The sequence below is a fragment of the Falsiroseomonas sp. genome, from assembly GCF_041690465.1.
Classification (GTDB): domain Bacteria; phylum Pseudomonadota; class Alphaproteobacteria; order Acetobacterales; family Acetobacteraceae; genus Falsiroseomonas.
Genome location: NZ_JAWLHG010000003.1, coordinates 296397 through 316180, shown reverse-complemented (window position 1 = coordinate 316180; position 19784 = coordinate 296397). Strand labels below are relative to the sequence as shown.

The following is a 19784-nucleotide window of genomic DNA, read 5'->3' as shown; positions in this document are numbered from 1 at the left end:
TGGCGCGGCTGCCAGTTGAGCCGGGCCTGCCCGCCGGGGGGCGGCCGTCTCAGGCCATCTCACCGTGAAAGTGTGACAACAAGGTTACATGCGCGACAGCGATCCGCGCACAAAACAAACCCCGGAGGTTGCCCCCCGGGGTCCGCATGACAGGCGCTTCAGCGATTCTTCGTGCCCGGTTCACCCTTTCGGGCCGGCCGGGCCGCGAGGCTCACTCGCTGTTCTGCCGCACGCCCATGAACTGCAGCAGCAGCTGGAACAGGTTGACGAAGTTCAGGTAGAGGCCGAGCGCGTCGAAGACGCTCCGCTTGCCCGCCAGCTCCGTGCCCTCCGCGTAGGCGTGCTCGATGTAGTCCGCCTTGATCCGCTGGGTGTCGTAGGCCGTGAGGCCGACGAACACGACCACACCGATCACACTGATGGCGAACTGCAGCGCCGAGCTGCCGATGAAGATGTTCACCACGCTCGCGATGATGATGCCGATCAGGCCCATCAGCATGAAGGAGCCGAGCTTCGTGAGGTCCGCCTTGGTGGTGTAGCCGTACAGGCTGACCGCCGCGAACATCGACGCCGTGATGAAGAAGGTCGAGGCGATCGAGGCGCCGGTGTAGATCGCGAAGATGTTCGACATCGACGCGCCCATCACCGCGCAGAAGGCCCAGAACAGCGCCTGCGCCGTCGTCTTGCTCATCCGGTTGATGCCGAAGCTCAGCACCAGGATGAAGGCGAGCGGGGAGAACATCGCGACCCAGCCGAGGATCGTCGGTACCACCGCATTGCCGCGCGGGGTGCGCACCACCTCGTAGAACATGCTGGCGATGCTGGGATTGCTGGCGATGAGGAAGGCGACGATGCCGGTCAACAGGAGGCCGGAGGCCATCCAGTTGTAGACCCGCAGCATATACGTCCGCAGCCCCTCATCGAGCTGGGCGGAGTCAACGGCCGCGGACCGCCCGAAGGGCTGCGTCCAGGCCGAGCCGCCCGTCTGGAAGCGGTTGTCGGGACCGATAGCCATGGTCAGTTCATCCTCCCGGCGGGACGAGGGTGGGAAGGCCGTCCCGGCGTCGTGCATTATATGGAGTTTTCGTAATCCGGATCAACCGGGGTCTCACATTCGTTTCACGATGCGCGAGATCAGGCGGCGTCCTGTTGCCAGTAGCCCGCATGCGGCTGGGCGCCTTCGGCTTCGAGGCAGGGGCCGACCACCTCCACCGGCTCGGCCGCGCTTGCCAGCACCTCGCGGCAGGAGAGCGAGAGACCGGCGGTGTGCGGCTGCGCGTTGCGCAGATGCAGGATCGCGGCGGCCGAGAGGCCGTAAACGACCCGCCCGATCCCGGTGTAGAAGATCGCCGCGGCGCACATGGCGCAGGGCTCGCCCGAGGAATAGATGGTGGCGCGACGCAGCCGAGGGCGGGGAATGCCGGCGGCAATCACCGCCTGGCAGGCATTCATCTCGGAATGCGCCAGGGTTCCGCCGCCGCCCGTTCCCTGGGTCGAGAGGCCCTCGGCGAGGGTGGTGCCGTCCTCCGCGACGATCACTGCCGCGAAAGGGCGGTCTCCCCGCGCCCGTGCCTTGGCCGCGAGGGCAAAGGCGTGGCGCAGATGGGTGTCATCCGATTCGCCGGTGTCGTCCGGGGCGGCGTCGTCGGGGGCGGAGTCGTCCATCCGCGGATCCAACGCCTTGTTCATTCATTGCGCAACAGCGGCGCCGGGCGGACGCGCAGCGCCAGCGCCGTGCCGACATAGCCGAAGCCCAGCGTCAGCACCACGCACCCCGCCACCACCACGGCCAGCGTGCCGGGCAGGAACACCCACTCGCCGCGCATGACGAAGCGCACCACCGCCCAGGAGGCCGCCGAGCCCGCCGCCGCCGCCAGCAGCCCCGCCACCAGCCCGAGGATGCCGAACTCCACCAGCCAGGCGGCGCGGATCTGGGAGCGCGTGGCGCCGACGGTCTTCAACACGACCGCATCGCGCACCCGTCGCCGCTGCCCGGCCGCCACCGCGCCCGCCAGCACCAGCATCCCCGCCAGCAGCGTGACCGAGGAGGTTGCCTGCAGCGCCACGCCGACGCGCGAGAGCAGCCCCGCCACCGCCTCCAGCGCATCGCGCACGCGGATGCCGGAGACGTTGGGGAAGGCGTCGGTGATGGCGCGCAGCACGCCCGTCTCGGTCTCCGGCGTGCTGCGCACGGTGGCGATGTGGGTGTGCGGCGCCGCCTCCAGCAGGCCGGGCGAGGCGACCATGACGTAGTTGATGCCGAGCCCGCGCCACTGGATCTCCCGCAGCGAGGCGATCTTCAGGTCGATGTCGCGGCCGAGCACGTTCACCGTGATCACCGAGCCGAGGCCGATCCCCCAGCCCTCGGCGATGTTGGCGTCGAAGGAGAGCAGCGGCGGGCCGTCGTAATCCGCCGGCCACCACTCGCCGGCCACCAGCCGGGTGCCCTCGGGCGGCGTCGCGGCATAGGTCAGGCCGCGGTCGCCGCGCAGCGCCCAGCGCGTGTCCTCGCGCACCGTGAGCTGCTCGGCCGGCACGCCGTCCACCACGACGACGCGCGCGCGCAGCGAGGGCGCGCGCTTCACCTCGGCCACCCCGGGCTGCGCCTGCGCGATGCGGTCGAACTCCCGGGCCTGCTCGTTCTGAATGTCGATGAAGAAGAAGGAGGGTGCGGCGTCCGGCAGCTGCTCGGTGATCTGCCGGCGCAGATTGCCCTCGATGGTGGCGATCGCGGCCAGCGTGGTCAGCCCGATGCCGAGTGCCACCAGCATGATCGGCGTCGGCGCGCCCGGCCGGTGCAGGTTGGCCAGGCCGAGGCGCCAGGCCGGGCGGCGGACATGGCGGAAGGCCCGCGCGGCGCGCATCAGCAGCGTGGCGCCGAGGCGGAACAGCAGGAGCGTCGCCGCCGCGCCGGCGACGAAGCCCATGGCGAAGCGCGGCTGCTCGGCGGTGGCCACCACCAGCACCGCCAGCGCCAGCGCCGCGGCGATGTTGGTCAGCACCAGCCCGCGCGAGGGCCAGCCGGGCGTCGCGGTCACGGTGTCGCGGAACAGCGCCGCGCCGGGAATGCGCTGCGCCCGGCCGAGCGGCCACAGCGCGAAGGCCAGCGCCGTCAGCAGCCCGTAGAGCGCGGCGAGCGCGAGCTCCGCCGGGTAGATGCCGAAGCGCGGCGGCACCGGCAACGCGCCTTCAAGCGCCTGCGCCGCGAGCCAGGTCAGGCCGAAGCCCGCCACCAGCCCGATGACGGTGCCGAGCACCGCCAGCACCATCACCTGGATCAGGTAGGTCGCCAGGATGGTGCCGGCCGGCGCGCCGAGGCAGCGGAGCGTGGCAATGGTGCGCCCGCGCGCCTCCAGCCAGGCGCGCACACCGGTCGCGACCCCGATGCCGCCGACCAGCAGCGCGGTGAGCCCCGCCAGCGTCAGGAAGGAGGCGGCGCGGTCGAGGAAGCGGCTGACGCGGGGTTCCGCCTCGCCGGCGAACCGCACCCGCCAGCCGCCATCGCCATGCGCCGCCTGCCAGTCCTCGGCGAAGCGGCGCGGATCGGTGCCGGGGGGCAGGCGGACGCGGGTGTCGTAGTCGAACAGCGAGCCGGGCTGGATCAGCCCGGTCTCGGGCACCGCGGAGGCCAGCGCCAGGGCGCGCGGCCCCAGCACGGCGGGGCTGGCGATGCGGTCGGGCTCGTTCGCCACCACGCCGACGAAGGTGAAGGTGGCCTCGCCGAGGCGGACGGGGTCGCCCGGCCGCAGCCCCAGCCGCTCCACCACCGAGGCTTCGAGTGCGACCCCGTGGCGGCCATCGCGGGGCGCCAGGGTCGCGCCGGCTGGTGCCAGCACCAACTCGCCGAACAGCGGATAGGCGCCGTCCACCGCCTTCAGCTCCACCAGCGCGCGCTCGCCGGAGGGCGCGACGGCCATGGCGCGCATCTCGATGACTTCGGAGAGGATGGCGCCGCGCGCCGTCGCCCAATCCTTGGCCGCCTGCGGCAGGGCGCGCTGGTTGGTCTCCACCTCGATGTCGCCGCCGAGCAGCCTCGCGCCGTCGGCCTGCAGCCCGGCCTCGGTGGCGGCGCGCAGCGTGCCCACCGCGGCGATCGCCGCCACGCCAAGCGCGAGGCAGGCCAGCACGATGCGCAGCGACTTCAGGCCGCCGCGCAGCTCACGCCGGGCCAGGCGCCAGCCCTGCAGGAGGTGGGAGGTCATTCCGCCGCCAGCCGCATCGCCGGGGTGTCGCTGACGATCAGCCCGTCCTCGATCCGCACCTGGCGGCCGCAGCGCTCGGCCAGCGCCGGGTCGTGGGTGATCAGCAGCAGCGTGGTGCCCAGCCGCGCGCGCAGGCCGAACAGCAGGTCCATCACCGTCGCGCCGGTGGTGCGGTCGAGGTTGCCGGTCGGCTCGTCGGCCAGGATCAGCCGCGGCTCCGCCACCACTGCGCGGGCCAGCGCCACGCGCTGCTGCTCGCCGCCGGAAAGCTGGCCGGGATAATGCTCCAGCCGGTGGCCGAGGCCGACCTCGGTGAGCGCCGCAGCGGCACGGTCGAAGGCGTCGCGGCGGCCGGCGAATTCCAGCGGGATGGCGACATTCTCCAGCGCCGTCATGGTGGGAACGAGGTGGAAGGCCTGGAAGACGATCCCAATCTCATCGCGGCGGAAGCGGGCCAGCGCATCCTCGTCCAGCGCGCCGAGGTCCCGCCCCGCCACCATCAGACGCCCGGCGGTCGGCTTCTCGAGCCCGGCCAGCAGCATCAGGAGCGAGGTCTTGCCCGAACCCGAAGGTCCGACGATCCCCACCGCCTCCCCCGCGCCCACGGCCAGATCCACCCCCCGCAGCACCTGCACGGGGCCAGAGGCGGCGGCGGCGGTGAAGACGAGCCCCTGGGCGGCGATCAGGCTGGGCGGCTTTTCTGTCACGGGTCTCTCCGGCTTGCCGGGCAGATATGGTCGCCGTGCCGCGCTGCGAAAGGCAGCCGCCGGTTTCGGACTGTTGCTCGCCGGAACGAAAGGCGCACGGGCACAGGCGGGGCCGGGCGAGGAAATCCGCCTGCTCATGCTCGGCGATTCCATCACCGCCGGCTACGGGCTGGCCCGGCCGGAGGGCCTGCCGGCGCGCATCCAGGCGCGACTGCGCCAGGCGGGGCGGAACGTGCGGGTGATCGATGCCGGCGTCTCCGGCGATACCTCCGCCGGCGGGCGGGCGCGGCTGGCCTGGGCGCTGGCCGACCGGCCGCATGCGGTGATCGTGGCGCTCGGCGGCAACGATGCGCTGCGCGGCCTGACGCCGGCGCAGATGAAGGCGAACCTCGCGGCCATCCTGGACACGCTGGCGCAGCGCGACACCCCGGTGCTGCTGGCCGGGATGATGGCGCCGCCCAACCTCGGCCGCGACTACGGCCGCGAGTTCACGGAGGTGTTCGAGAGCCTTTCGCGCGAGAATCCGGACGTCGTGTTCTATCCCTTCCTGCTCGACGGCGTGGCCGGCGACCCGGCGCTGAATCAGCCCGACCGCATCCACCCCAGCGCGGAAGGCGCCGACCTCATTGCGCAACGGATGCTGCCTTTCATCGAAACCCTGCTGGACCGGGTGCGCGTTCCTGCCTCAGGCTGAGCCGGCCGAAGGCCCGAATCGCAGGAGCGACCCGCCATGCTTCGATTGTTCGTCGCCCTCGCCCTGCCCGCCCTGGTGAAGACCCAACTGGCCGCGCTGGCGGGCGGCATCCCGGGCGCGCGCTGGGTGCCGCCGGAGAACTACCACCTCACCCTGCGCTTCATCGGCGAGATCGAGCCCTGGCGCGCGGAGGAGGTGGACGCCGCGCTGGCCGCCATCCGCGCGCCACGCTTCGAACTGGCGCTGGCCGGCATCGGCACCTTCGAGAAGGGCGGGCGCATCCAGTCGCTCTACGTGCCGGCCGAGCGGTCGGAGGGGCTTTCGCGACTGCAGGCCAAGGTGGAGACCGCGCTGCAGCGCACCGGGCTGGAGCCGGAGCGGCGCCGCTTCGCGCCGCATGTCACCCTGGCGCGCACCGACCGGGCGGACACGCTCAAGCTGATCTCCTTCATCCAGACCCATGCGCTGTTCCGCCTGCCGCCGGTGCCGGTGGAGCATTTCACCCTGTTCTCCTCCCACCTGGGGAAGGAGGCGGCGCATTACGTGCCGGAGGTGGAGTACGAGCTCGCATGATCCGCTTCCCCTCTCCGTTGTGGCGGTGATAGCGTGGCGGCCGTGCGCAACCGCCCCCTGCTGACCGCGCTGCTCGCCACCCTGTTGCTGCTGCAATGGGGCACGGCCTTCGCCCATTGCCTGAAGCTGGCCGCGCCCGCGGCGACGCTGGCGGTGGAGATCTGCACCACCGAGGGGCTGCGCCAGGTCGCGCTGCCGTTGGAAGAGCATGGGCACGACCCCGGGCATGTCGCGGCCGCGGGCCTGTGCCCGGCCTGCCAAGGTCCGGCCGCGGCGGCGCTGCCGGCACCGCCGGTCACGTTGGCGCCACCGGTGCTGCTGGCGCAGAGCGCCGATCCGCCGCGGCCTTCCTCGCCGGCACCAGGGCCGACGCCGCCGCGCTCCTGCCAGCCAAGGGCGCCGCCGCCGACCTCCTGATCCGCCCACACCGTTCGACACCCGGATCCAGGAAGTCCCTTCATGTCCTTTGCCTGTTCACGCCGCGCCGCCATCGGCGCGGCGATCAGCCTTGTTCTCGCCGCCCCGGCCCGCGCGCAGGAGGTCGCCGCCGGCCCGTTGCGCATCAGCGCCGCCTGGAGCCGTGCCATGCGCGCCGGCGGAACGGGGGCCGGATTCATGACGATCCGCAACACCGGCAGCGAAGCGGACCGCATCGTCGCGGCGCGCAGCCCGGCGGCCCGGGCGGTCGAACTGCACACCCACATCCGCGAGGGCGACGTGATGCGGATGCGCCCGGTGCCGGCGATCGAGCTGCCGGCAGGGCAGGAGGTCCGCCTCGCCCCCGGCGGGCTGCACCTGATGCTGATCGGGCTCGGTGCCGCGCTGGAACGCGGCGGGCGGGTGCCGGTGACACTGGTGTTCGAGCGCGCCGGGGAGGTCACGGTGGAACTGCACGTCGAATCCGCCGGCGCCCGGGGCCCGGCCCAGGGGCACGGCCACTAGACCGAGTTGCCCGGACTGTGTCCGGGCAACTCGGGTCCAGCCCTTTCGAGCCGGCGATTCACGCCCTGGCGTGCCCGCCTGCGGCGTGCACACCCAGGGCGATCGCGGGCTAGGCCGCCGGCAGAGGCCAAGCTAGGCGGGGCGGGTGCCGCTTCTCGCCCTCGCCTACCTGGCCTTCATCGGCCTCGGCCTGCCGGACCCGCTGCCGGGGACGCTGTGGCCCGAGGTCGCACCGGATTATGGCCTGCCGAACGCCGCCCTCGGGCTGGTGCTGGCCGGGTTGGCGGTGGGCTACATCGCCGCCGGGCTGCTCGCCGGGCGGCTGATCCAGGCGCTCGGCATCGGCGGCGTGCTGGCGGCGAGCCTGGCGGCCACCGCGCTGGCGGCCGGCGGCCAGGCGCTGGCGCCGCCCTGGGCGGTGTTCGTGGTGCTCGCGCTGCTGGCCGGGCTCGGCGGCGGGGCGGTGGATGCGGCGCTCAACGGCTATTCCGCCAGCCATTTCGCGCCGCGCCACCTCAATTGGCTGCACGCCTGCTGGGGCATCGGCGCCACGCTCGGCCCGGCGCTGGCGGCCGGGCTGCTGGCCGCCGGAGCGGGTTGGCAGGCAGGCTATGGGGCGGTGGCGCTGCTGCTGGCGCCGCTGGCGCTGGCCTGCCTGCTCACGCGGCGGCGCTGGGATGGCGGCGCGCCGCCCGCCACGACCCGCGTCAGCGCGCTTTCCGCGCTGCGGGTGCCGGCGGTGCGGCTGCAGATGGGCGTGTTCTTCGTCTACACCGGGCTCGAGGCCGGTGCCGGCCAATGGGCGGCGACGGTGCTGGCCGCGCGCGGCGCGAGCCCGGCCGAGGGTGCGGCGGCGGCGACGCTGTTCTGGGCCGGGCTGGCTGCGGCGCGGATCGGGCTCGGCTTCGTGGTGGACCGGATCGGGCCCGACCGGCTGCTGCGCCTGGCCGCGCCGGTGGCGGTGCTGGCCGCCGCGGCCTTCGCGCTCGGCCTGGCCGACCGGCTGGCGCTGGTGCTGCTCGCCGCCGCGCTGGCGCCGGTCTACCCGACGCTGATGGCCCGCACCCCGGCGCGACTGGGCGCCCCGGTGGCGGTGCATGCCATCGGCTTCCAGGTGGCCGCGGCGATGGCGGGGGTGGCGGCGCTGCCGGGCGCGATGGGCTTGGCGGCGGACCTGGTCGCGCCGGCAGCGGTGCCCTGGATGGTGCTGGCGCTGGCGCTGCTGCTCGCCTGGTTGATCGGCCGCCTTCCGCCGGGGCGAACCTGATGCCGCCGCCGCCGTTGAGGATGTGCAATCGCCGGGAAGGAGGGCTTTATGACCTATGCGGTTCCCGAAAGCCTGCGCCGTATCGCGCGGCAGCTGCGCACCGAGACCGAGGAATACGGCCGTCATGCCGCCCACGATATGCGCGGGCGTGGCGTGGACACGCGTGCGGAGCTGAAGCGCCTGTGGTCGCAGCTCGAGGACCTGGTCGAGCACCGGGCGCGTCCCGCGGTGCGCGACGCCTCGCGCGAGGGCGGGCGGTATCTGCGCGGCGGCCGCGACGCCGCACTCGACGCCACGGACCGGCTGCGCCACGCGACGCGCGAGCATCCGCTGCTGGCGATCGGCATCGCGGTGGCCACCACCTGGGCGGTGGTGAGCCTGCTGCGCTGGAGGCGATAGCCCTGACGTCCCGCCGGACCGCGCGAAGAACGCGCCGGGATCGGGGCGACGCGCGGTGCGCGGCCAAGGCAGGTGGTCTGGGCGAGCACCGCGGGTTGCCAGGCGCCGCCAAGCCCAGACGAGGGCACACGCGGATGGGGAGAAGGACGGGCCGGGACAGCTTGTGACCGGCAGGCCGGCGGAAGCGGGGCACGGGCCGACGCCCGCGCCTCGCCGTCGGCCTACAGGATGAAATCCTGGACGAGGGCGTTCTGCTGCAGGGCGAACACGCCGACCAGTTCCACCTCCATGTCTGCGATGCCGTCGCCGGTGACTTCCAGCTGCACGATCGTGGAGCCGCCCTGCACCTCGTAGCGGATCTGCCCGCCCTGTACGGGGCCCACCGCGAAGGCCTTGGTGCCCATGAAGGTGAAGGCATCGTCCAGCCCGCCGGCGATCGGGTCGATGCGGGAGAAGTCCAGCTTGTCGCCCGCCAGGCCGAATGCGCCGCCCTGGAAATCCGTCACCACGTCGCGCAGCGCGCCGACGCCGCTGTCGCTGGTGGCGGAGCCGGGAACCAGGCGGCTCCAGACGAAGGTGTCGAGCCCGCCGCCGCCGGCCAGCACGTCGCGGCCCGTGCCCCCCTCCAGCGTGTCGAAGCCGCTGCCCCCCTGCAGGATGTCGGCTCCGGCGCCGCCGAGCAGCAGGTCGTTGCCGAAATCGCCGCGCAGCAGGTCGTCGCCATCCGCGCCCTCCAGCCGGTCGGATTCGGTGCCGCCGTCCAGGGTGTCGGCGCCGAGGCCGCCGCGCAGCAGGTCGCTGCCCGCGCCACCGAGCAGCAGGTCGTTCTCGCTGCCGCCGTCGAGGAGGTCGTTGCCGCCCTCCCCGCTCAGCGTGTCGGCGCCCGCGCTGCCGAACATCCGGTCGGCGCCCTCGCCGCCGCCCATCGCATCGTTGTTGCCGCCGCCATCCATGCTGTCGTTGCCGTCGCCGCCCGAGAGCGCATCGTTGCCGAAGCCGCCCATCATGCTGTCCGCGCCGAGCCCGCCATCCATGCTGTCGTTGCCGTCATGGCCGTCCAGCGTGTCGTTGCCGTCGCCGCCCAGCATGGTGTCCGTGCCGGCGCCGCCATGCAGCGAGTCGGAGTCGGTGCCGCCGTCGAGGTAGTCGTTGCCCGTGCCGCCGCGCAGCGTGTCGAGCCCGCTGCCGCCGAGCAGCCGGTCGTTGTCCTCGAAGCCTTCCAGCACGTCGTGACCGCTGCCGCCGGACAGGGTGTCGTTGCCCTGGTGGCCGAAGAGCGTGTCGTTGCCGGTGCCGCCGCGCAGCAGGTCCTGGCCGCCGCCGCCATGCAGGTAGTCGTTGCCCGCGTCGCCATCCAGCGTGTCGTTGCCGCCCTCGGCGAGGATGGCATCGTCGCCCTCGAAGCCGCGGACGATGTTGTTGCCGCCCTTGGCGAAGATCGTCTCGCCGAACAGGCCGGTGGCGCGCCAGCCGGTGAAGTTGTCGTCGGCATCGGTGCCCTGGGGGTCGAACAGGCCCATCTTCCGTCTCCGTCGCTCGTGGCCGCGAAGAGGTCCGCGGCGTGCCGGGGAACCATGCCGCCGACGGAACGGGCAGGCCTGTTCCGCCGGGAACAGGCCGGGCGTGGCGGTTGACGGATGCCGGCGGCTCGCGCTTGCTGCGGGGCATGGCCGAGCGCGCGCCCAGCATCGTCATCCTGACCGGCGCCGGCATCAGCCGTGAATCGGGCCTGGCGACGTTCCGTGACGCAGACGGCATCTGGGCGAAGCTGCGCATCGAGGATGTCGCCACGCCGGAAGCCTTCGCGCGCGACCCGGTGCGGGTGCACGCCTTCTACAACGCGCGCCGCGCGCAGCTGCGCGATGCCGCCGTGCAGCCCAATGCCGCGCATCGCGCGCTGGCGGAGCTCGATGCGCGCTGGCCGGGCGAGCTGCTGCTGGTCACCCAGAACGTGGACGACCTGCACGACCGCGCCGGCTCGCGGCGCCTGCTGCACATGCATGGCGAGCTGATGAAGGCGCGCTGCCTGCATTGCGGCGCGGTGCGGCCCTGGGCGCAGGACCTCGCCACCGCCACCCCCTGCCCCGCCTGCGGCCGGGCGGGCGGGATGCGGCCGCATGTCGTCTGGTTCGGCGAGATGCCGCTGGAGATGGAGCGTATCGGCGAAGCGCTCGAGGGCTGCGGCCTGTTCGTCGCGATCGGCACCAGCGCGCAGGTCTATCCGGCCGCAGGCTTCGTCGCCGAGGTCGCCGGCCGCGCCCGCACGGTGGAGCTGAACCTCGAGCCCTCCGCCGCGACCGGCCACTTCGACGAGGCGATCCACGGCCCCGCGACCGAACTCGTGCCGCGCTTCGTCGAGGACCTGCTGCGCCGATGGGGCTGAGCCGCCTGGTCCTGGCTGCGCTGCTGCTCGCCGCGCCGGCAACCGGGCAGGAGGTGCGGCGCGTCGTGCCCCTGCCGGGCGTCGGCGCCGACGATCCGCGCCGCCCGGCCAATCTCCGCCTCGCGCCCTGGGACGCGGTGGGGCGGGTGCAGACGGAGCTTGGCGGCCGGTGCACCGGCGTGATGGTGGCACCGGACCGGGTGCTGACAGCGGCGCATTGCCTGATCGCGCCGCGCACGGGCAACTTCGTGCAGCCGCGCTCGGTGCACTTCCTGCTCGGCTACGATCGCGGCCGATGGGCGGCCGAGGCGCGGGTGACGGCCTTCGCGATCGGCGAGGGCTATGGCGCCGGGCGCGGGCCGCCCGGCGCCGACTGGGCGCTGCTGACGCTCGACAGGCGGATCGGCGATCCGCGCCGCGTGCTGCCGCTGCTGCGGGCCGTGCCGCCCGCACGCACGCCGGTGATGCTCGGCGGCTACCAGCAGGACCGGCCGGAGGTGCTGATGGCCGACACCGATTGCCGCGTGCTCGGGGTGCAGCGCGGCCCGGAGGGCCTGCCCGTCATCGTACACGACTGCGCCGGCACGCGCGGCGCCAGCGGCGCGCCGCTGCTGGTGCAACTGCCCGGCGGCGGGGGCTGGGCGGTGGCGGGCGTGCTCTCGGCGGTCAGCGCCGACCTGGCACTCGGCTACGCCGTGCCGGCCGCGGCGGTGGCGCGGTTCGAGTGAACTATTCCTCGCCTTCCAGCCGCTCGATGTCCTCGTCCGAGAAGCCGAAATGGTGGGCGATCTCGTGGATCAGCACGTTGCGGACCAGGCGGAACAGGTCCTCCCCGGTCTCCACCCATTCCAGCAGGATCGGCTCGCGGTAGAGGGTGATGGTGTCTGGCTCGACCGGCGCGTCCAGCACGCTCTTCCGCGTCATCGGCGTGCCGCGGTAGAGGCCGGTCAGCGCCCAGGGGCTTTCGATCCCCATCTCGGCAGCGGTGTCCTCGTCGGCCACCTCCTCCACCACGATGGCGACACCGCGCACCAGGTCGCGCAGCTCCTTGGGGATGGCGCCGAAGGCCTGCTCGGCCATCTCGACGATGTCCTCCAGGCTCGGGGGGTGGTGGAAGCGGGCCATCGGCGCATCCACCTCAACCGGCATCGCGCCGTCAAGACAGGGAATCGTGGCATGGTCGAACCGCTCGATGCAGCCGCCCGCACCGAACTGGCCGCCAGCCTGCCGGAATGGGAGATGGTGGAGGGGCGGGACGCCATCCGCCGCCGCTTCCGCTTCCGCGACTTCTCGGAGGCCTGGGGCTTCATGGCGCGGGTCGCCCTGCTGGCGGAGGCGCAGGACCACCATCCGGAATGGTCGAATGTGTGGAACCGGGTGGAGATCGTGCTGAGCACGCATGATGCGGGCGGGCTTACGGCGCGGGATGTCCGGCTGGCGCGCGCGATCGAGGCGCTGCTGGCGCCCCGGGGCGGGTGACACGGGCGGATGACAGCCGGCTGTGAACCGGCATAGCCTCGGCGGCACGGCACGCATGCCGAAGAAGAGGGAGACGGGACGGATGCTGAAGCGGAGGACGGTGGTGCTTGGCGGCCTGGCGGCGCCGGCGCTTGTGGGTGTGGGCGGCGGGGGTGCGGCGGCGCAGAGCGGGCCGATCCGCATCGCCACCGCGGGGCCGATGACCGGCCAGTACGCAGCCTTCGGCGGCCAGATGCGCGCCGGGGCGGAGCAGGTGGTGGCGGACCTCAACGCCGCCGGCGGCGTGCTCGGCCGGCAGCTCGCGCTGGAAGTGGGCGACGACGCCTGCGACCCGCGCCAGGCGGTGAGCGTGGCGAACCAGCTCTCGGGTCGCCGGATCGCGTTGATGGCGGGGCATTTCTGCTCCGGCAGCTCGATCCCGGCGCGGGATGTCTATGCCGAGGAAGGCGTGCTGCAGATCAGCCCCGCCTCCACCAACCCGGCCTTCACCGAGCAGGGCAAGTGGAACACCTTCCGCGTCTGCGGCCGTGACGACCAGCAGGGCCAGGTGGCCGGCCGCTACATGGCGCAGAACATGGCCAACCGGCCGATCGCCATCCTGCACGACAACTCCGCCTATGGCCGCGGCCTGGCGGAGGAGACCAAGAAGGCGCTGAACGCCGCCGGCGTGCAGGAGGCGCTGTTCAGCGCCTACAACCCGGGCGAGCGCGATTATTCGGCCATCGTCTCCCGCCTGCAGGCGGCCAATGTCGGCGTGGTCTATGTCGGCGGCTACCACACGGAATCGGGGCTGATCCTGCGCCAGGCCAAGGAGCGGGGGATGAACATCACCCTGATCGGCGGCGACGCGCTGGTGACCAACGAGTTCTGGCAGATCACCGGCGGCGCCGGCGAGGGCACGCTGATGACCTTCAGCTCCGACCCGCGCAAGCGCGCGACCGCGGCCGAGGTGGTGCAGCGCTTCCGGGCGAAGAACATCGATCCGGAGGGCTACGTCCTCTACACCTACGCCGCGATCCAGATCTGGGCCGAGGCGGCGAAGCGGAACAACGCCACCGATCCGCGCCGCATCGCCACCGCGCTGAAGTCCGGCGGGCCCTGGCCCTCGGTGCTGGGCGACATCTCCTTCACGCCGAAGGGCGACGTGACGGTGCCGGACTACGTCTTCTACGTCTGGCGCAACGGCAGCTACGCGGAGATGTGACCGGCGACGGGGGCGGCCTCCGGGCCGCCCCCTTCGCGCCTATTCCACGCGCATGCCGCTGGCCTGCACCACCTGCTGCCAGCGGCGGCTGGCAGTGGCGATCCAGGTGGCGGCTTCCGCCGCGCCGCCATGCTCGGGCGTGACGGACCAGTTGGCCAGGCGCTGCAGCGTCGTGGGTTGCGCAAAGACGGCAGCCACCAGCGCGGCTGCGTTGCGCTTCACCGCCGGCGGGACGCCGCGCGGCGCCATCAGCAGATAGGCGAAGCGGACGTCGAAGCCGGGATGGCCCTGCGCGGCCACCGGCTGCACGCCGGGCATCGAGGCGATGGGCGTCGGCCCGGAGATGGCGATGGCGCGCAACTGCCCGTCGCGCACCAGGGCGGCGCCACCCGAGATCGCGATGAAGCCGGCCTGCACGCGGCCGGCCACCAACTCGCGGATTGCCTCCGCATTGCCGCGGAAGGAGACGTGCTCCAGCGCGCCGCGCGGCAGGCCGACCGCATCGCCGAGATGCGCCATCGCCAGATGCCCCGGCGAGCCGTTGCCGGCTGAGGCATAGAGCAGCGGCTGGCGCCGCGCGGCGGCGATGAAGCCCGCCAGGTCAGTGATGCCGCTCGAGGGATGCACCAGCAGCACCACGGGATAGGTGCCCGCCACCGCCAGCGGCTCCAGCGCCGCGGGGTCGAAGCCGAGGCTGCGGTAGAGAAACGGGTTCACCGTGAAGGTGTTGTCGATCGAGAACAGCATGGTGCGCCCATCGGGCTGTGCGCGCGCCACCTGCGCGGCGGCGATGTTGCCGTTGGCACCGGGCCGGTTGTCCACGATGGCGTTGCCGAGGCCGTGGTTCGGCGCCGCCTCCGCCAGCAGGCGCGCGATGCCGTCGAGCGCCGCGCCGGGCGGGAAGGTGGCGACGATGCGCATGACATCCTGCGCCCGCGCGACGGGCGGCGCGGCAAGCAGGGTGGCGGCGGCGAGCAGGGCGCGGCGCGTGGCGGCCATGGTGATCCTCCCTCGGTTCGTTGGGGCCAGACTGCCGATGGCGGCGGGCGGGAACAACCCTTTGCGGCGGGATGGCGCCCGATGCGCGGCGAGCTAGGCTGGGCCGGGCAGGGAGCGCGCCGGGACGATGACCATTCGCAACGTGCTGTTCATCATGTGCGACCAGCTGCGCTGGGACCACATGGGCTGCTCGGGCCATCCCTTCCTGCGCACGCCCAACCTCGATGCGCTGGCGGCGAAGGGCGTGCGGTTCACCCAGGCCTATGTGCAATCCGGCATCTGCGGGCCCTCGCGGATGAGCTACTACACCGGCCGCTACGTCGCCTCCCACGGCGCCACCCACAACCGCGTGCCGCTTTCCGTCGGCGAGGTGACGCTCGGCTGGCATCTGCGCGAGGCCGGACGGAAGCTGGCGCTGGCCGGCAAGACGCATGTGCTGCCCGATGCGCGCGGGATGAAGCGGTTGCAGCTGGATGGCCAGCACGACCTGGCCGCGCTGCTCAACGAGGGCTGGTTCACGCTGGTGGACCGCCATGACGGCCATCACGCCGAGCCCGACAGCGCCTATGCCCATTGGCTGCGCGCGCAGGGCTACGACAGCGAGGATCCCTGGACCGACTACGTCATCGGCGTGGAGGACGATCAGGGCCGCGTGCTGAACGGCTGGAAGATGCGCAACGCCCGCCTGCCCGCGCGGGTGAAGGAGCAGCACAGCGAGACCGCCTACACCACCGATGTCGCTCTGGATTTCATGCGGCGCCAGGGCGACGAGCCCTGGGTGCTGCACCTCTCCTATGTGAAGCCGCACTGGCCCTACATCGCGCCGGCACCCTGGCACGCCGCCTATTCCGAGAATCAGTGCCTGCCGGTCGCGCGCCATCCGGCCGAACGCAGCGACGCCGCGCATCCCGTCATGCGCGCCTTCCAGGACGAGGAGGTCGCGCGCGCCTTCCAGGACGATGCCTGCATCCGCACCGTCCGCCCTGCCTATCAGGGGCTGATCGGCCAGCTCGACCACCATCTCGGCCGTGTGTGGGAGGCGATGGAGAAGCTCGGCCGGTGGAAGGACACGCTGGTGGTGTTCTGCTCCGACCATGGCGACTATCTCGGCGACCACTGGCTCGGCGAGAAGGAGCTGTTCCACGACTGCATCCAGCGCGTGCCCTTCCTGCTCTACGATCCTTCGCCGGCGGCGGATGCGACGCGCGGCACCGCGGATGCGCGCTTCGTCGAGGCCATCGACGTGGTGCCGACCATCCTCGACGGGCTCGGCCTCGATCCGGCGGAGCATGTGGTGGAAGGCCGCTCGCTGCTGAACCTCACGCGCGGGGCGGCCGGCGCGTGGCGCGACGCGGTGTTCTCCGAGCTCGACTGGACCTTCCGCGGCGCCCGCCGCCGGCTCGGCCATCCCACCGGCCAGCACGGCGCCTGGATGGTGCGCGATGCGCGCTGGAAATACGTCCATTGGAGCAGCGGCTACCGGCCGCAGCTGTTCGACCTTGCCGCCGATCCCGACGAGTTCCACGACCTCGGCGCCGATCCCGCGCATGAGGGCGTGCGCGAGGCGATGCGGGAGAGGCTGCTGGCGTGGTTCTGCGGCCTGAAGCGCCGCACCACGCTGAGCTGGGCGGAAGCCGAGCTGCGGACCGACCGCCACAAGGCGGCCGGGGTGTTCTATGGGGAGTGGTAGCTGGAGCGCATGTAGAGCAGATTCACGCCTTCGGGCGATTCCGCCCTTCGGCGATCTGCTCTAAGCGGCGTCCGCCGCGTGTCCAACCGGGTGGTAGTCGCGCCCGTACCAGATCAGCGCGCCGCCCGCGGCCCCCTGGCGGATCGCGGCGATCTCGGCGAACAGCACGCTGTGCGTGCCCTTCTCCAGCACCTCGGTGATGCGGCAGTCGAAGGCGACCACGGCCGCGTCCTCCAGCACCGGCGCGCCCGTGGCGAGGCTGCTCCAATGGGCGAGCGCGAAACGGCCTTCCGCTTCCAGCCCGCCCTTGCCGGCGAAGGCATCCGACAGCGCCTGGCGGTCGGATGCCAGGGTGTTCACGCATAGCACGCCATTCGCCTTGAACAGCGCGTTGTTGCGGCTCGACCGGTTCAGGCAGACCAGCAGCGTCGGCGGATCGTCGGTGACCGAGCAGACGGCACTGGCCGTGAAGCCGGCGCGGCCGGCCGCACCATCCGTGGTGACGATGTTCACCGCCGCGCCGAGCCGCGCCATCGCGTCGCGGAATTCCTCGCGGGTCACCGTCATGCCGGGGGGCTGCTCTCTCGTCACATGTCGAAGATGGGGCGCAGGGCAGCGCTTGCAAAGCCGCGCGCCGGCGGCTTCAGCGGCAGGGCACCAGGCGGATGCCCTCGACCTGCGCGTCAAGCCGCGCGCCGGTATCCTCCACATCGGCGGAAATGATGAGCTCCAGCACCGGCGGGACCTCCGACGCGCCGAACGCGGCGCGCCAGTCGGCGCCGAGGTCCACCCGCTCCTCCATCCACTGCCCCCGCGGCGACTCGGCGGGGCGGAGCACGCGGATCATGCTGATTCCCGGCGTCCACGGGCTGGAGAAGAAGCCGCTCGGCCGCCCCCGCCCCTCCTGCCCGGTGCCGCCCCAGACATAGGCGAGCAGGCTCCGCGGCAGCTTCAGCTCGCCCACCGAGGCCTGCGCCACCGCATGCTGCGCGCGGGTGGTGAAGCCCGCCTGGGGCCCGAAGCCGGCAAAGCCGATCTGGATGGCGATCGCGCGGTCGTCGCCACCGCGCCGCGTCAGGTCGGTGGCCGGTGGCCCGGCATCCACGCGCCAGCGCCAGGCGAGGCAGGCCGGCGCCCCCTGCAGCGGCCGCGCGATGAAACTGCCCTGCCCCTGCGCACTGATCCGAACCCCGCCGGAGGGCGTGGCCTGGAACTCGGCCGGCCGGATCCCCGTCCATTCGGCCTTGCGCCAGCCCATGGCATCGAGTTCGGGTGGCGTACGGGCGGGCTGCGCGGCGCCGCCGAGGAGCGGCGCCAGCGTGACGACGACGACGGCGGGGGGAGCGCGTCGCATGGCGTCAATAAATGCGTAACACAACGCAGCTGGCAAGCGGGGCATCGGATGAAGAACGATCATGGGTGAAAGCCTGACCATCCCGGTCCCGGGCGGCGGGGCGATGCCGGCCTGGCTGGAACGGCCGGCCCGCGCGCCGGCGGGCGTCGTGGTCCTGCTGCACGAGATCTTCGGGCTCAACCGCAACATGCAGGCGCTGGCGCGTTGGATCGCCGCACTCGGCCATGTCGCGCTGGTGCCGGACCTCTGGTGGCGCCAGGCGGAGGGCGTGGCGCTCGACCCCGATGCGGGCCCGCCCGCCTGGGAGCGCGCCTTCGCCCTGCTGCGCGGCCTGGACGAGGCGGCGGCGGTGGCGGACCTGCTGGCCGCGCTGGCCTTTGCCCGCACCCTGCCGGGCGGCAACGGGCGGGTGGGCAGTGTCGGCTTCTGCCTGGGCGGGCGGCTGGCGGCGCGGCTGGCCGTGCGCTCCGACGCCGACTGCCATGTCTCCTACTATGGCGTCGGCATCGAGGGGATGCTGGAGGAGTTGCGCGGCCTGCGCGCGCCGCTACTGCTGCACATCGCGGGGCGCGACCGGTTCGTGCCGCCGGCGGCGCAGCGGCGGATCATCGCGGCATTGCAGGATGCGCCGCTGGCCGAGATCCTGGTGCATCCGGCCGCCGGCCACGCCTTCGCCCGCGCCGGCGCGCGCAGCTTCGATGCCCGCGCGGCGGCGGTGGCGCATGCGCGGACCGAGGCGTTGCTGGTCCGGTGCCTCGGCCTCTGATCCGTCGTCCGGAAGCGCCCGGGCGACCTTGCTTCAGCGCGCCGGGTGCCGGCGGCGCCGGGCGGCGGCGAGGCCGGCAAGGCCGAGGCCCAGCAGCGTCAGGGTACCGGGCTCCGGGATCGCCTGATCGACGGTCGGGATTTCCGCGCTAAGCAGCAGGTCCTGGTTGCCGACGCGCAGGATCACGCCGACATCGGCGGGATCGTCCCAGTTGGCGCTGTTCAGATAGATGCCGGCCTGCGTCGCAACGGCGCCGGTGATGACGAGCTTGAAGTCGCCGGCGCCGAGATTGACGGCGGTATCCGTGGTCAGTTCCCAGGTCGCGACCTGGAAGGCGGCGCTCTTCGTCGCGCTGGTGAGTGAATCCGCGAACCAGGTCGCGTAGAGCCGCATCAGGCTGTCGGCGCTGGAAGCGTATTCGGCGGTGGCCGAGATGTCGGGAGCGAAGGTGCCGCTCACCGGCGTGGCGCCCGAGATGCCGAGGAACTCGTCCGCCTCCAGGCAGTAGGTGACGAAATCGGTCCAGGGATCGGAGGCGCCGAGGCGATACTGCAGGGCGAAGGCACCGGCGGCGACGGCGAGGTTGCTGCCATCCACGTTGATGGTCAGGTTCACCGAACCGGGGCCGCCGTTGAAGACGTTGCCGCCATTGCCGTCGCGCACCTGCACGAAGGACGCTTCCGCCGCGGGCGCCGCCAGCAGCAGACCGGCGGCGACCGCCAGGGCGAGGGCGGGACGATTGGCACGCATGGAGCAGAACCTCATCAGGCTGATGCCGGCGAAGCGCGACCGGAGCGGAGGCGGATATTGCCGCTTTCGAAGCGAAGCGCTGCAAGAGCGATGCCAGCTGCCCAAGCGGCTGTCTTTGCTGGATTCCTCACAATCTTCAGGAATGTATCGCCAAATTTTCCGACACACGTCGCGATCCTGAAATCCGCCGCGGCCCTGCCGAACAGGGCGCCCCTCGAAGCTCAGAGGTTCATGTCGCGGCAACTCGCGATTGCGCAATTTAGGGTCGAAATCCCACATGCTCGCGACGCCTGTCATGGTCACCGTCAAGCATGCCCGATCCGCCCGCGCATCGGTGATGTCGGGCTCTCTTACAAAGTAGATCGGATGACCTGA

At 72.4% G+C, this 19784-nt stretch carries 22 protein-coding genes; 12 read left to right on the top strand and 10 right to left on the bottom strand.

Annotated features, from left to right (window positions below):
• Positions 1-211: 211 nt before the first annotated feature.
• The 4 genes from ACESM1_RS05500 to ACESM1_RS05485 form a co-directional block, all read right to left on the bottom strand.
• Positions 212-1015, bottom strand: a complete 804-nt coding sequence (locus ACESM1_RS05500) for a Bax inhibitor-1/YccA family protein (protein WP_372618478.1) — start codon at positions 1013-1015, stop codon at positions 212-214.
• A 119-nt stretch (positions 1016-1134) separates the two neighbouring features.
• Complete coding sequence (locus ACESM1_RS05495) at positions 1135-1665, bottom strand: deaminase (protein WP_372618476.1); 531 nt, start codon at positions 1663-1665, stop codon at positions 1135-1137.
• Positions 1666-1685: 20 nt separating this feature from the next.
• On the bottom strand, positions 1686-4202 hold the full coding sequence (locus ACESM1_RS05490) for an ABC transporter permease (RefSeq protein ID WP_372618474.1): 2517 nt from the start codon (positions 4200-4202) through the stop codon (positions 1686-1688).
• Complete coding sequence (locus ACESM1_RS05485) at positions 4199-4909, bottom strand: ABC transporter ATP-binding protein (protein WP_372618473.1); 711 nt, start codon at positions 4907-4909, stop codon at positions 4199-4201. Before ACESM1_RS05485 ends, ACESM1_RS05490 begins: the two co-directional genes overlap by 4 nt.
• Positions 4910-5045: 136 nt before the next feature.
• On the opposite strand from ACESM1_RS05485, the gene ACESM1_RS05480 reads away from it, so the two are divergent.
• The 6 genes from ACESM1_RS05480 to ACESM1_RS05455 all read left to right on the top strand — a co-directional run bounded on the left by ACESM1_RS05480 (position 5046) and on the right by ACESM1_RS05455 (position 8784).
• The gene (locus tag ACESM1_RS05480) at positions 5046-5603 is read left to right on the top strand and encodes an arylesterase (RefSeq protein ID WP_372618471.1); all 558 of its coding nucleotides are present in this window, start codon (positions 5046-5048) and stop codon (positions 5601-5603) included.
• 36 nt (positions 5604-5639) lie between these two features.
• Complete coding sequence (gene thpR, locus ACESM1_RS05475) at positions 5640-6176, top strand: RNA 2',3'-cyclic phosphodiesterase (RefSeq protein WP_372618469.1); 537 nt, start codon at positions 5640-5642, stop codon at positions 6174-6176.
• Positions 6177-6218: 42 nt separating this feature from the next.
• Positions 6219-6593 carry a DUF2946 family protein gene (locus tag ACESM1_RS05470; RefSeq protein ID WP_372618467.1) on the top strand — a complete coding sequence of 125 codons (375 nt, stop codon included), beginning with the start codon at positions 6219-6221 and terminating at the stop codon, positions 6591-6593.
• 42 nt (positions 6594-6635) lie between these two features.
• On the top strand, positions 6636-7118 hold the full coding sequence (locus tag ACESM1_RS05465) for a copper chaperone PCu(A)C (RefSeq protein WP_372618465.1): 483 nt from the start codon (positions 6636-6638) through the stop codon (positions 7116-7118).
• A gap of 145 nt (positions 7119-7263) precedes the next feature.
• Entirely contained in the window at positions 7264-8385 is a 1122-nt protein-coding gene (locus ACESM1_RS05460) for an MFS transporter (RefSeq protein ID WP_372618463.1), read from the top strand.
• A 48-nt stretch (positions 8386-8433) separates the two neighbouring features.
• The gene (locus ACESM1_RS05455) at positions 8434-8784 is read left to right on the top strand and encodes a hypothetical protein (protein ID WP_372618461.1); all 351 of its coding nucleotides are present in this window, start codon (positions 8434-8436) and stop codon (positions 8782-8784) included.
• A gap of 221 nt (positions 8785-9005) precedes the next feature.
• Here the strand turns inward: ACESM1_RS05455 and ACESM1_RS05450 are convergent, their stop codons facing one another.
• Positions 9006-10304 (bottom strand): calcium-binding protein, encoded by a 1299-nt coding sequence (locus ACESM1_RS05450; protein WP_372618459.1) that lies wholly within the window; start codon positions 10302-10304, stop codon positions 9006-9008.
• Positions 10305-10450: 146 nt separating this feature from the next.
• Here ACESM1_RS05450 and ACESM1_RS05445 point away from each other — a divergent pair, with 146 nt between their 5' ends.
• Together ACESM1_RS05445 and ACESM1_RS05440 are read left to right on the top strand one after the other, a co-directional pair.
• On the top strand, positions 10451-11167 hold the full coding sequence (locus ACESM1_RS05445) for an NAD-dependent deacylase (protein WP_372618457.1): 717 nt from the start codon (positions 10451-10453) through the stop codon (positions 11165-11167).
• The gene (locus ACESM1_RS05440) at positions 11158-11895 is read left to right on the top strand and encodes a trypsin-like serine peptidase (protein ID WP_372618455.1); all 738 of its coding nucleotides are present in this window, start codon (positions 11158-11160) and stop codon (positions 11893-11895) included. The genes ACESM1_RS05445 and ACESM1_RS05440 overlap by 10 nt, the downstream gene beginning before the upstream one ends.
• A 1-nt stretch (position 11896) precedes the next feature.
• Here the strand turns inward: ACESM1_RS05440 and ACESM1_RS05435 are convergent, their stop codons facing one another.
• Entirely contained in the window at positions 11897-12316 is a 420-nt protein-coding gene (locus ACESM1_RS05435; protein WP_372618453.1) for a metallopeptidase family protein, read from the bottom strand.
• A 27-nt stretch (positions 12317-12343) separates the two neighbouring features.
• Here ACESM1_RS05435 and ACESM1_RS05430 point away from each other — a divergent pair, with 27 nt between their 5' ends.
• A complete protein-coding gene (locus tag ACESM1_RS05430; RefSeq protein WP_372618452.1) occupies positions 12344-12646 on the top strand; it encodes a 4a-hydroxytetrahydrobiopterin dehydratase in 303 nt (100 codons plus the stop codon).
• 82 nt (positions 12647-12728) lie between these two features.
• Positions 12729-13850, top strand: coding sequence for a branched-chain amino acid ABC transporter substrate-binding protein (locus ACESM1_RS05425; protein ID WP_372618450.1), 1122 nt, complete (start codon positions 12729-12731; stop codon positions 13848-13850).
• A gap of 39 nt (positions 13851-13889) precedes the next feature.
• Here the strand turns inward: ACESM1_RS05425 and ACESM1_RS05420 are convergent, their stop codons facing one another.
• Positions 13890-14849, bottom strand: a complete 960-nt coding sequence (locus ACESM1_RS05420; protein ID WP_372618448.1) for a Bug family tripartite tricarboxylate transporter substrate binding protein — start codon at positions 14847-14849, stop codon at positions 13890-13892.
• Positions 14850-14976: 127 nt separating this feature from the next.
• Between ACESM1_RS05420 and ACESM1_RS05415 the strand changes: the two genes are divergently transcribed.
• Positions 14977-16539, top strand: coding sequence for a sulfatase-like hydrolase/transferase (locus ACESM1_RS05415; RefSeq protein WP_372618447.1), 1563 nt, complete (start codon positions 14977-14979; stop codon positions 16537-16539).
• Positions 16540-16599: 60 nt separating this feature from the next.
• Here ACESM1_RS05415 and ACESM1_RS05410 read toward each other — a convergent pair whose 3' ends face one another.
• A complete protein-coding gene (locus ACESM1_RS05410; protein WP_372618445.1) occupies positions 16600-17106 on the bottom strand; it encodes a flavin reductase in 507 nt (168 codons plus the stop codon).
• Positions 17107-17182: 76 nt separating this feature from the next.
• The gene (locus tag ACESM1_RS05405) at positions 17183-17893 is read right to left on the bottom strand and encodes a DUF3047 domain-containing protein (RefSeq protein WP_372618443.1); all 711 of its coding nucleotides are present in this window, start codon (positions 17891-17893) and stop codon (positions 17183-17185) included.
• A gap of 61 nt (positions 17894-17954) precedes the next feature.
• On the opposite strand from ACESM1_RS05405, the gene ACESM1_RS05400 reads away from it, so the two are divergent.
• Positions 17955-18659 carry a dienelactone hydrolase family protein gene (locus tag ACESM1_RS05400; RefSeq protein WP_372618441.1) on the top strand — a complete coding sequence of 235 codons (705 nt, stop codon included), beginning with the start codon at positions 17955-17957 and terminating at the stop codon, positions 18657-18659.
• A gap of 33 nt (positions 18660-18692) precedes the next feature.
• Here ACESM1_RS05400 and ACESM1_RS05395 read toward each other — a convergent pair whose 3' ends face one another.
• Positions 18693-19712 carry a PEP-CTERM sorting domain-containing protein gene (locus ACESM1_RS05395; RefSeq protein WP_372618567.1) on the bottom strand — a complete coding sequence of 340 codons (1020 nt, stop codon included), beginning with the start codon at positions 19710-19712 and terminating at the stop codon, positions 18693-18695.
• Positions 19713-19784 lie beyond the last annotated feature (72 nt).